This is a genomic window from Sphingobium phenoxybenzoativorans (assembly GCF_001757355.1).
In the GTDB taxonomy this organism is placed as follows: Bacteria; Pseudomonadota; Alphaproteobacteria; order Sphingomonadales; family Sphingomonadaceae; genus Sphingobium; species Sphingobium phenoxybenzoativorans.
The window spans coordinates 1-10390 of the sequence record NZ_MINO01000099.1; the positions used below are offsets into that span (position 1 = coordinate 1).

Below are 10390 nucleotides of genomic sequence, written 5' to 3' on the forward strand. Positions count from 1 at the left end.
TATTGATCCGCTACGATCCGGGCGCCGGCATCGGCTGGCACAAGGATCGCCCGGTGTTCGAGCATGTCGTCGGCATCTCGCTCGGCAATCCTGCTACCCTCCGCCTGCGCCGCCGCACCCCGACAGGGTTCGACCGCGCCAGGGTTCAACTGGAACCGCGCTCGATCTACCATCTCGCCGGCGAGGTGCGGCACGCATGGGAGCACAGCATCGCGCCGATGGAAGTGCCACGCGGGTCAATCACCTTCCGCAGCCTCGGTCGCCGCTGACCCGCCACCAGCGGAGACGGTCAGTCTATCCATCGCGTCTTGTAAGACGTTCGAGCGCAATGGTTTGCAGCCTTGAACTGCCACTGTCTCACACCCACATTTCGCTCATCGTCAACAAGCGAAAGGAGGTGGTCAGATGCCTCATTGTCCCATGCCACATGCGGCAATTCGTCTGGGCGCGGCCTCCGCGGGGGTCGGGCTCTAAAGGGCCTGCCGCAAAAGGCACAGACAATGGAAAGGCCGTCCCGAGAGGGGCGGCCTTTCGCTTTTATTCGCCCGCGATTGCTGTTCGCCACGCACCCGCTCGGCACCAACAGCGATCCTTGCCTTGAAACCCGCGACCCCATCCGCCGATTGTGGCGATATGCTGGTCTTTCTTGACTTCGAAGCGTCCTCGCTGGCCAAGCGCAGCTATCCGATCGAGGTCGGCTGGGTGTTCGAGGACGGCAGCAGCGCTGCCTATCTGATCCGCCCCGCTCCCGACTGGACCGACTGGGATGCGGGGGCGGCCGCGATCCACGGCATTGCCTGGTAGATCTCGCCACCGGCACGCCCTATGACGAAGTCGCCCGCATCATGGTCGCCCAACTGAATGGCCAGACCTGCTTGCCAGCGCGCCGAGCTGGGACGGCAAATGGCTGAGCGCGCTTTTGCGTGCCGCGGGCTTCCCGCGCCACACAAAAGCGCGCCACATTCTATGCCGACTGGTTGGCAGCGCTTGGCGACGACTGATCTTCCGATCACGGGTGCCTCGTAAAGCTTATCGGCAACCCCGAGGACGGCGGAGGGTTCTCTCTCTATCCGAGGAGAGTGATCATGGCCCACAGAGCAACCGAGACCCAGCCCAACCCCAATCTCTCGACCGAGCCGGGTCGCAAGGGTGACGCGCCCAACAGTGCTACCGAGACCCAGCCGAACCCCAACATTTCGACCGAGCGTCAAAAGGAGGGCGATGCCCGCAGCCCGAGCGATACGCTTAATCGCGGCCAGGAACAGACGCCGGGCGGACAGCCTCAGGAGGATGTCGAAGACCGGCCCAATGTCGGCAAGGTAAAGCCCGAAGATTATCCCAAAGACCTGCCGGATCATTGATCGGACATGGCGCCGCGCGCTTCCGCCAAACCGCAGAAATCCCCGCCGCGCGATGCTCCGCTCGCGCCGATGGAAGCGCTGCTGGTCGAGACGCTGCCCGACGAGCCGGGCTGGCAGTTCGAACCCAAATGGGATGGCTTCCGCGCCATCGTCGCGCGCTACGGCGACGAGATCGAGATCTGGTCCAAATCGGGCAAGCCGCTCGGCCGCTATTTCCCGGAGATGGTCGAGCGCATCGCGAAGCTGAAGCAACGCCATCTGCTGCTCGACGGCGAGCTGGTGATCCCTATCGGCGACACGCTCTCGTTCGACGCGCTCCAGGCCCGGCTGCACCCCGCCGCTTCGCGCATCGCCAAACTGTCGAAGGAAACACCCGCGCAGCTTATCCTGTTCGATGCGCTGGCGATCGGCGGCAAGGATTTGCGCGATCAACCGCTGAGCGATCGCCGCGCCGCACTCGAGGCGCTGCACCGGACCATGAAGGACGATCGCATCCTGCTGTCACCGGCCTCGATGGATGTGGAACAGGCGATGGATTGGCTGAAGTCCAGCGGCGGCGCGCTCGATGGCGTGATCGCCAAGCCGCTCGAGGAACCCTATCGTTCGGGCGAACGCGCGATGCGCAAGATCAAGCAGCTGCGGACCGCCGATTGCGTGGTCGGCGGCTATCGCAAGGCGGACAAGGGCGGCGTCGCCTCGCTGCTGCTCGGGCTCTATAATGAGGCGGGCAATCTCGACCAGGTTGGCTTCTGCTCGGGCTTTCCGACCAGCGAACGCAAGGCCCTCATCGAGCGCCTGGCGCCGCATGAGGGCGAACCCGGTTTCACCGGCAAGGCGCCGGGCGGCCCCAGCCGCTGGAACCCCGAGAAGATCGGCGCTTATATCAAGCTGCGCCACGAACTGGTGATCGAGGTGATCTATGACCAGATCACCGCGGGGCGCTTTCGCCATGGCACGCGCTTCCGTCGCTGGCGCCCGGACAAGGCACCCACGCAATGCACTTATGACCAGCTGGTCCGCGAATTGCGGCCGGCCGAGCTTCTCCAGCTCATCGATCAAGGGAGGGATGAAGATGGCTGAGGTGACGGGCGGATGTCTGTGCGGCAAGGTGCGGGTCGCGGCGCGCGGCGAACCCAACCGGATCGGCATCTGCCTTGCCTAGACTGTCGCAAGCATCATGGCGCACTGTTCTTCGCCGCTGCCATCTTCCCCGAAATGGCCGTCAGCATCGAAGGCGAGAGCCGCGCCTATCGGGGACGCCACTTCTGCCCGGACTGCGGCAGCTCGGTGTTCGCGCATCATCAGGACGAGATCGAACTGTATCTGGGCGCGCTCGATGCGCCCGACCAGTTTCTGCCGACCTATGAGAATTGGACGGTGCGCCGCGAGACCTGGCTCCCGCCCTTCCCGCTCGATCATTATTATTCGCATGATCGCGAAACGCGCGACCGCCACGATCGCGGCGAGACCGAATGAAGGCACGCCACTCAGGCCGCGTCAAAACCCGAGCGATTTCGCCTTGCTGTCGGCCCAGCGCTTGCCGGCATGCCGCCCCACAGCAGCCAGGCGATGAACCCGGCGAACGGGTTGCTGTCCGAATTCCATGTATGCGACTTGGTGTCCTTATCGACCGCATGACGCGCGAAGAAGCTGTGCATCGATTTCACATCGGCTTCGGACAGGTCACGCCGCTCGGCGAGCTGATGCGCGCGGTCGACACCGACTTGTGTGCCGCCCCGCTCGAACTTCGCGCGCAGCCTCAGGCCACGCCGCGCAGCCGACGGCATGCGCTGGGTCGGGGTGAAACTCTTGTCGGTCATGCTGCGCTCCTGACTGCTGTCCGATCCTCCAACATTCGACGTCGGGAAGCGGCTGCCAGGCTTTCGGTCAGAAGGTGGCGGGATGAAGCCGAATTGCGATCGGCTCGGGCAGCATCTTCCAGCCTTGGGCGATGACGGTGTTGCTGTCCTACGCTTCCCGGCCGGCGGCGCGGTCGAGCGACCAAGTGATATGATAGGTGCCGCCATCGGAACGCCGCGTCGAACCTTCGATCGCGACCACCATCGCCTGCAGGCCGTGCCCGTCATCGGCCTGCCCGATGATCATCGCATTGACCTCGGGCGGAAGTGGCGCGTCATCGTCCGCCTCGGCATCGCGCGTCACATGATCGGCGACGACATCCCGCCAGATCGGAAACAGGCGCGCAAGCAGCGCGGTCCGGTTGACGAAATCGAGTTTCCAGCCCGTCGGCATGATCGATCATCCCCCTCGTGTCGGCGCGCTACCGACCCTGGTATCGGGTCGCGCGGTCGTCGCCCAGTAAAGATGGCAGGGCGGGACGTTCCACCATTCATAGCCATGCCGCAGCGCTGCGAAATGACGCTCGATGAGCGGTCGGATGGCGGTGCGCATCTGATAGGCGGCGAAAATGCCCGATGGGGCCAAGGCCACCGCCGTAGCCCGCATGATCCTGGCAGCATCGTCAGGCACCAGCGTCGAGAACGGCAAGCCGCTTAGGATCAGATCGGCGTGATCCAGATCGCAGTCCACCAGATGCCGGCCGATATCTTCCGCCGATCCCTCGACCACGATCAGTCGCGGATCTTCGGTCGCGGCGCGCAGCTTTTCAACGAACTCCGCGCCGGTCTCGATCGCGATCAGCTTGGCGTCGGGTCGTAGGCGCTCGAGCATCGCGAAAGTGAAGCGACCGCTGCCCGGCCCATATTCCACCGCGACCTCGATCGTGGACCAGTCGACCGGCGCCAGCATGCGGCGCACCATTCGCCCGGTCGCGGGAAAGGCCGAACCGACCATCGAAGGATGGCGCAAGAACTCGGTCGCCGTGACTAGACCGGTATCCTTCATCCAGTCCTCATCGCATTGTCGCCAGCTTCGCGTGCGGCCCGGGACGGTCGATACCATAATAAGTGCCGCGGCCCTTCCGGGACGCAGCCGGGAACCACATTCGCCTGCCATCGCTCATGGGAACGAACAGTGGACAAGGACAGGCATATGCGTGAGCAGCTCCACAATCCCAAGCTCGAAGACCATCCTGGATCGAACGCCGAGAAGGACCCGGAAAATTGGGTTTCGGGCGACGAACCAATGACCGGCGCGCAGGCGAGCTATCTGACGACATCGAGCGAGGAAGCGGGCGAAGCACTGCCACCCGACGATTTGACGAAGGCCGAGGCGTCGCAGCGCATCGACGCGCTGAAGGAACAGCTCGGCCGCTGAGGTCAGGCACCGGTCCGGACTCCGCTTTCGCCGGTGACCGGATCGCGCCGCGGATCGGGCAGCGCCGCCATGCGCGTCCGCGCCGCATCGTCCGGCGCCTCGCGGCAAATGTCCCAGTCCTGCCCTTTCGGATAGGCGCCCACCACCTGAAAATCCGCGCTGGCGAAGATGCAGCGATGCCCGGTCCCGGTCGGCAGCAGCAGGGCATCGCCGGGCCTCAGCTCGATCCGCCGCCCGCCCGGCCCGCCCAGCTCGAGCGTCGCTGTCCCGACGAACATGCCCAGCGCCTCATGCGCGGTCGAGTGATAATGGTGATAGTCGAAGATGCCGTCGCGCCAGTCGGGCGGCCAGCCATGTCCTTCGAACAGCGCCTCGAACCGTTCAGCCAATTCCTCGCCTTCGCCATCCAGCGCGCCGCGATAGACGACCACTGGCACGCGCGAATTGTTGGGTACCCAGTCATTCTCCGAAAGAAGGAAGGTCTCGATTTCCATCAGGCGACCGCCTTCTTCGTGCGTTTGCGCTTCGGCTTGTCGGCCAGCTCGATCCACACCGGCGCATGATCGCTGGTCTTCTCCCAGCCGCGTACATGTCTGTCGACCTGTGCGACAACCAGCCGGTCGGCGAGCGCGGGGCTCAGGAGCAGATGATCGATACGCAGCCCGGCATTGCGGCCATAGGCGCTCCGGAAATAGTCCCAGAAAGTGTAGATGACCTCGTCCGGATGCAGCGTCCGCAGCGCATCGGTCCAGCCCTGACCGGTCAGGCGGAAGAAGGCCTCGCGAACCTCGGGCGCGAATAGCGCATCGTCGAGCCAGCGCTCGGGCTTATAGACGTCCAGATCGGTCGGCATGACGTTGAAGTCGCCCGCCAGCATCACCGGCAGACCGCTCTCGAGCAGCCCGGCGGCATGGTCCATTAGCCGCTCGAACCAGGCGAGCTTGTAATCGAACTTGGGACCCGGCCGGGGATTGCCGTTCGGCAGATAAAGCCTGAGTATGCCGTTTACCGCAGCCTCGATATAGCGGCTCTGACCGGGGTCAGGATCACCCGGTAGCCCGCGCCGCGTCTCGTGAATCTCGCCGACGCGGCTGAGCATCGCGACGCCGTTCCACGACTTCTGCCCATGCCAGATCACGTCATAGCCAAGATCACGGATCGGCTTTTCCGGAAACTTCTCCTGCAGCGCCTTCAACTCCTGCAGGACCACACCATCGGACTCGGCCTCGCCAAGCCACCGCAGCAGTACAGCGAGGCGGCCTTTGACGCCATTCACATTATAGGTCGCGATCTTCATGGGCACCGGCCGCTCACAGATCGGGCAGCACCTGATCGGCGCGCCCCCATCCCACCAAGGCCTTGGAACCGGCGCGCTTGACCAGCTCGGCACCATCGCGGATCGACCAGTGCGAAGGCTTGTCGATCGCCTCCATTTCCTTCCAGCTGATCGGCACCGCGACCGGTGCCCCTTCCCGCGCCCGCGCGGCATAGGGCATGACCGCGGTCGCGCCCCGCTGGTTGCGGAGATAATCGACGAAGATGCGGCCCTTGCGCTCCGCCTTGGGCAAGGCGGCGGTGAAACGCTCGGGGTCGCTCTGCGCCACCGCCTGCGCGAGACGATGCGCAAAGTCCTTCACCTCGGACCATTCGGCGTCTGGTACTAGCGGCGCGATCACATGCACGCCCTTGCCGCCGGTCACCATCGGAAACGTCTCGAGGCCGATGGATTTCAAGATGTCGCGGAAGTGGAAGGCGGCGGTGCGAACCGCCCCGAAATCCAACCCAACATCGGGATCGAGATCGAACACCAGCCGGTCGGCCTTCTCGACATCTTCGATCCGCGCACCCCAGCCATGAAATTCGATCGTGCCCATCTGCACGCAGGTCAAAAGCCCGTCGGCGGTGTCGATATAGAGATAGGGTTCCTCATGCCCGTCCTTCTCGCGGATCGCGACATGCTTGACCGCATCGCCGAAGCTGCCGGCATCATGCTTCTGGAAGAAGCATTTCTTCGCCCGGCCCTGCGGACAGCGCACCAGGCTGATCGGCCGGGACCCGGCCCAGGGCAGCATGATCGGCGCGACCTGCGCATAATAGTCCGCGAGCGCGCCTTTGGTGAGCTTGCCCTCAGGGAAGATCACCCGGTCGCGATTGGTGATGGTGACCGAAGATGCCGGCGCTGTCGCGGTCTCGACCGCCGCCTCGCGCTCGACGACAACCGCCTCGGGCTTCTTGTCTTCGCGCAGGCCCAGATAAGAGGGATGCCGCAGCGTTCCCTCATTGGTCATCTCAGTATAGGCGATCTCGGCGACCAGTTTCGGCCGCAGCCAATGCGCCCCGCGCACCTCGGCCCGCGGCGCCTTGACGGTCGCTGCATCCTGTTCGAGCTGCGCCATCACCGCCATCAGGTCGATGATCTCCTGCGTGTCGAAGCCGGTGCCGACCTTGCCGGCATAGCGCAGTACGCCATCTTCATGGACGCCCAGGATCAGCGAGCGGAACAGCCGCGACTTGTCCGACGGGGTCCAGCCGACCACCACGAATTTCTGGCGTTTGATACATTTGGTCTTGAGCCAGCCGCCCGAGCGCGCCCCGACATAGCGGCCATCGACCTGCTTAGAGATCACGCCTTCGAGATTGGCCTCGCAGAACTGGTGGAGCAGTTTCTCGCCATTGCCGACGATATGATCGGAGTAGCGCAACCGCGACTTGCCCTTGGGCAGGATCTTCGCCAGCCGCGCCTTGCGCTCGGTAAGCGGCATCTGGGTCAGATCCTCGCCGTCGAGCTCGAGCAGGTCGAAGGCAAAATAGTCTATTCGTTCCGGGGCGCCCTTCAAAGCATTCTGCAACGCCTGGAAGCCCGACCGCCCGTCGCTGTCGAGCACCACCGCCTCGCCGTCGATCAGCGCCGTACCGACTTTCAGCTGGGCTGCTGCCTCGACCAGCCCCGGGAACTTCTCCGACCAGTCGAGGCCAGAGCGCGTGTAAGCCACTGCTTCGCCGCCGCCGACAGCAAGCAGCACGCGGTAGCCGTCATATTTCATCTCATGAAGCCAGTGGTTGCCGGTCGGAACGGTATCGACCAGCGTCGCTAACTGGACGGGCCGGAATGGCGGCGGCGCGCCACCGCCTAGATTGCGAGGCACTTTCGCCCGCGCTGCGCTCATCCGCGCCATGCTGATGATCCCTGTTGGTCCACAACAACAAAATCCCCCGGCCCGGAACTCGTTCCGACGCTCGCCTGACTCGGCTGGCCGATGCGTCAGCCCGATCGCGGCTTCACAGGCAACTGCGCCACGCCATACGGTGTCACCCAGCCATGATAGATATTTAGCAGGAGACGATCATGGCCGACGACAAGACATCGCGCGGACCGGAGAATTCTTCGCACATCGCGCTCGGCGAGGATTAAGAAAGTCAACTATTGGACTGGCAAGTTCGGCGTCAGCCATGAGCGGCTCGATGAAGCGTTGAAGGCGGTCGGCAACAGCGCCGATGCGGTCGAGTAGCGTCTGAACAGCTGAACGCTCGCGGAGCGGTTCCATCCGCCCGCCGCCCATTGCCAGGTTACACGTCTCCTCGCGCTTCGACCGCGACCACTGCGGCCACGTCCCGGCTGATAGAACATCTAGCTGCTGGTGACTCGTCCGTCGGTCGGGACCTGGGCCATTGCCTGCTTCACCGCCTGATCGAGCTCGCCCATATTATAGGGCTTCGCGAGAATGGTAGCGCCCTGGGTGCCGATCACGGCGGCGGTATCCCCGCTCGCGAACACGATCGCCAGCGAGGACCGCAGGCCGCGCGCCTGTTCGGCGAGCTCGAGACCCGAGCAACCCGGCAGGTTGACGTCGCTGACCAGAACATCGATTGGCTCGCTCTCCAGGATCGCCATCGCTTCCTCGGCGCTGCCGGCCTCGACCACACCATAGCCGCGATCACGCAGCATCTCGGCGGTGTTGAGGCAGATGAGCGCATCGTCCTCGACGACCAGCACTAGGAGCTGGCCGAGTGCAGGAAGCGGCGATGGATCAGCGGCGCGCACCGTCGGCGAAACCATGGGGTCGATCGGATCACCGGCCGGTCGCACGGTGCCCGTGTCGCGCTGACGCTGGTTGGCGAGGACATGGCGAAGGCGGCGCGCCAGCGCTTCACGGGTGTAGGGTTTGGAGAGAAGTTCGACGCCGGCGTCGAGCTTGCCGCCATGAACGATCGAATTCTCGGTATAGCCCGAGGTGAACAGGACAGCGATGCCTGGTAGGCGCTCGCGGGCCTTGCGGGCCAGCTCCGGGCTCTTCAGCGTGCCAGGCATGACGACATCGGTGAACAATATGTCGATTGGCATGCCGCTTTCGATGACATTGAGCGCCGCCCCCGCGTCCCCCGCCTTCAGCACGCGGTAGCCGAGATCAGAGAGCATCTCGACCACGGTCACGCGCACTTCCTCGTCATCCTCGACCACCAGCACGGTTTCGGTGCCACCGACGATCGGGCCGGTCTCAACGTGGACCTCGATATCCTCGCTCTCCATTGAGCGCGGCAGATAGAGCTTGATTGTGGTGCCTTCGCCGACCTCAGAATAAATCTTTACATGGCCGCCCGACTGTTTGACGAAGCCATAGACCATCGAGAGCCCGAGTCCCGATCCCTTGCCTTCGCCCTTCGTCGAGAAAAAGGGTTCAAACACTTTCTCGATCAGCGCCGCATCCATGCCACAGCCCGTGTCGGAAACAGCAAGCATCACATATTGGCCGGCGGTGACCTCGTCATGGCCATCGGCATAGTCAGCGTCGAGATGGGCGTTGCCGAGCTCGATGGTGAGCTTGCCCTGCCCGTCCATAGCGTCGCGCGCATTGATCGCGAGATTGAGCAGCGCATTCTCGATCTGCGCGGTGTCGATATAGCTGTTCCACAGGCCCCCGCCGACGATCGTCTCGACCTCGACACCCTCGCCGATCGCGCGGCGCAGCATGTCGTCCATGTTGCGGACCAGCCGCGAGATGTTGACGACCTTGGGTTCGAGCGCCTGGCGCCGGCCGAACGCAAGCAGTTGGGCAGCGAGTTTCGATCCGCGTGACACGCCGGCAATGGCATTGGCGATGCGGGTCTCGGCGCGGTCGTTCCCCGCGACATCGAGCGCGAGCAGTTGGAGATTGCCCGAGATCACCTGCAGCAGATTGTTGAAGTCGTGCGCGACGCCGCCGGTGAGCTTGCCGATCGATTCCATCTTCTGCGCCTGGGCGAGCTTGGCTTCGGCCTTGCGCCGTTCGTCGATCTCGGCGACCACGCGCGCTTCGAGGTTGGCATTGAGCTCGCGCAGCGCCTCCTCGGCGGCGCGCTGGTGCGTGATGTCGCTATGAACGCCCACCCATTCGAGGATCGTGCCGACATCGTCGATGATCGGCAACGCGCGGATCGCGAAGCGCCGCCAAGCCCCGTCCTGCCGTCGCACACGATGCTCATGAACGAACATGGTGCGATTAGCCACGGCCGCGTTCCACGCTTCGATCGTCGGTGCGCGGTCGTCAGGGTGGACGGCTTCGGCCCATCCGAAATCCCGATATTGTGCTTCGCTCTGACCGGTGAGCGCGGCCCAGGCGGGTTGCTCGCCGACCATTCGGCCATCGGGGCTGTTGGTCCAGAGCACGCCGTGCATCGCTTCCATCGCGGTGCGGAAGCGCGCGTTGCTGGTAGCGAGACCGCGCTCGAGCGCGATGCGGGCGCTGTTGTCGATGCAGGTGCACATGACCCCGCCGACCCGGCCATCGGCCTCATAGACCGGCGTGTAGAAGAGG

General features: G+C 64.3%; 14 protein-coding genes. 7 read left to right on the forward strand and 7 right to left on the reverse strand.

Features of this window, described 5'->3' with window-relative positions; genetic code table 11:
- From BHQ40_RS22540 to BHQ40_RS22555, 5 genes are all read left to right on the forward strand, one after another.
- On the forward strand, positions 1-269 hold a 269-nt coding region (locus BHQ40_RS22540), incomplete at its 5' end, for an alpha-ketoglutarate-dependent dioxygenase AlkB (protein WP_171905932.1).
- A gap of 364 nt (positions 270-633) precedes the next feature.
- A complete protein-coding gene (locus BHQ40_RS26355) occupies positions 634-804 on the forward strand; it encodes a hypothetical protein (protein ID WP_171905933.1) in 171 nt (56 codons plus the stop codon).
- Positions 805-1085: 281 nt separating this feature from the next.
- Positions 1086-1361 carry a hypothetical protein gene (locus BHQ40_RS22545; RefSeq protein ID WP_070158016.1) on the forward strand — a complete coding sequence of 92 codons (276 nt, stop codon included), beginning with the start codon at positions 1086-1088 and terminating at the stop codon, positions 1359-1361.
- 6 nt (positions 1362-1367) lie between these two features.
- Positions 1368-2441 (forward strand): ATP-dependent DNA ligase, encoded by a 1074-nt coding sequence (locus BHQ40_RS22550; RefSeq protein ID WP_070158017.1) that lies wholly within the window; start codon positions 1368-1370, stop codon positions 2439-2441.
- Between the two features lie 135 nt (positions 2442-2576).
- On the forward strand, positions 2577-2837 hold the full coding sequence (locus tag BHQ40_RS22555) for a GFA family protein (protein ID WP_253183448.1): 261 nt from the start codon (positions 2577-2579) through the stop codon (positions 2835-2837).
- Positions 2838-2848: 11 nt separating this feature from the next.
- On the opposite strand, the gene BHQ40_RS22560 is transcribed toward BHQ40_RS22555, so the two are convergent.
- The 3 genes from BHQ40_RS22560 to BHQ40_RS22570 form a co-directional block, all read right to left on the reverse strand.
- Positions 2849-3181, reverse strand: coding sequence for a hypothetical protein (locus tag BHQ40_RS22560; protein WP_216094919.1), 333 nt, complete (start codon positions 3179-3181; stop codon positions 2849-2851).
- Positions 3182-3329: 148 nt separating this feature from the next.
- The gene (locus tag BHQ40_RS22565) at positions 3330-3614 is read right to left on the reverse strand and encodes a hypothetical protein (protein WP_253183449.1); all 285 of its coding nucleotides are present in this window, start codon (positions 3612-3614) and stop codon (positions 3330-3332) included.
- 6 nt (positions 3615-3620) lie between these two features.
- On the reverse strand, positions 3621-4226 hold the full coding sequence (locus BHQ40_RS22570; RefSeq protein ID WP_070158021.1) for a class I SAM-dependent methyltransferase: 606 nt from the start codon (positions 4224-4226) through the stop codon (positions 3621-3623).
- A 147-nt stretch (positions 4227-4373) separates the two neighbouring features.
- On the opposite strand from BHQ40_RS22570, the gene BHQ40_RS22575 reads away from it, so the two are divergent.
- A complete protein-coding gene (locus tag BHQ40_RS22575; RefSeq protein WP_070158022.1) occupies positions 4374-4598 on the forward strand; it encodes a DUF3072 domain-containing protein in 225 nt (74 codons plus the stop codon).
- Between the two features lie 2 nt (positions 4599-4600).
- Here BHQ40_RS22575 and BHQ40_RS22580 read toward each other — a convergent pair whose 3' ends face one another.
- The 3 genes from BHQ40_RS22580 to ligD are packed head-to-tail and all read right to left on the reverse strand — an operon-like array spanning position 4601 to position 7774.
- Positions 4601-5092: a cupin gene (locus BHQ40_RS22580; RefSeq protein WP_070158018.1), complete on the reverse strand. Its 492-nt coding sequence runs from the start codon at positions 5090-5092 to the stop codon at positions 4601-4603.
- On the reverse strand, positions 5092-5895 hold the full coding sequence (xth, locus tag BHQ40_RS22585) for an exodeoxyribonuclease III (RefSeq protein WP_070158019.1): 804 nt from the start codon (positions 5893-5895) through the stop codon (positions 5092-5094). The genes BHQ40_RS22580 and xth overlap by 1 nt, the downstream gene beginning before the upstream one ends.
- Before the next feature lie 13 nt (positions 5896-5908).
- On the reverse strand, positions 5909-7774 hold the full coding sequence (gene ligD / locus BHQ40_RS22590) for a DNA ligase D (protein WP_070158020.1): 1866 nt from the start codon (positions 7772-7774) through the stop codon (positions 5909-5911).
- A 231-nt stretch (positions 7775-8005) separates the two neighbouring features.
- Here ligD and BHQ40_RS26805 point away from each other — a divergent pair, with 231 nt between their 5' ends.
- Complete coding sequence (locus BHQ40_RS26805; RefSeq protein ID WP_253183450.1) at positions 8006-8107, forward strand: DUF3606 domain-containing protein; 102 nt, start codon at positions 8006-8008, stop codon at positions 8105-8107.
- 119 nt (positions 8108-8226) lie between these two features.
- Here BHQ40_RS26805 and BHQ40_RS22595 read toward each other — a convergent pair.
- Positions 8227-10390: hybrid sensor histidine kinase/response regulator (locus BHQ40_RS22595; protein ID WP_139139430.1), on the reverse strand; the 2164-nt coding region annotated here is incomplete at its 5' end.

Excerpts from the sequence above, each read along its gene's own strand:
- BHQ40_RS22580 (WP_070158018.1), bottom strand. The coding sequence starts at position 5,092 with ATGGAAATCGAGACCTTCCTTCTTTCGGAGAATGACTGGGTACCCAAC.
- BHQ40_RS22570 (WP_070158021.1), bottom strand. The coding sequence starts at position 4,226 with ATGAAGGATACCGGTCTAGTCACGGCGACCGAGTTCTTGCGCCATCCT.
- BHQ40_RS26355 (WP_171905933.1), top strand. The coding sequence starts at position 634 with ATGCTGGTCTTTCTTGACTTCGAAGCGTCCTCGCTGGCCAAGCGCAGC.
- BHQ40_RS22550 (WP_070158017.1), top strand. The coding sequence starts at position 1,368 with ATGGCGCCGCGCGCTTCCGCCAAACCGCAGAAATCCCCGCCGCGCGAT.
- ligD (WP_070158020.1), bottom strand. The coding sequence starts at position 7,774 with ATGGCGCGGATGAGCGCAGCGCGGGCGAAAGTGCCTCGCAATCTAGGC.
- BHQ40_RS22555 (WP_253183448.1), top strand. The coding sequence starts at position 2,577 with ATGGCCGTCAGCATCGAAGGCGAGAGCCGCGCCTATCGGGGACGCCAC.
- BHQ40_RS22545 (WP_070158016.1), top strand. The coding sequence starts at position 1,086 with ATGGCCCACAGAGCAACCGAGACCCAGCCCAACCCCAATCTCTCGACC.
- BHQ40_RS22575 (WP_070158022.1), top strand. The coding sequence starts at position 4,374 with ATGCGTGAGCAGCTCCACAATCCCAAGCTCGAAGACCATCCTGGATCG.
- BHQ40_RS22565 (WP_253183449.1), bottom strand. The coding sequence starts at position 3,614 with ATGCCGACGGGCTGGAAACTCGATTTCGTCAACCGGACCGCGCTGCTT.
- BHQ40_RS22560 (WP_216094919.1), bottom strand. The coding sequence starts at position 3,181 with ATGACCGACAAGAGTTTCACCCCGACCCAGCGCATGCCGTCGGCTGCG.
- xth (WP_070158019.1), bottom strand. The coding sequence starts at position 5,895 with ATGAAGATCGCGACCTATAATGTGAATGGCGTCAAAGGCCGCCTCGCT.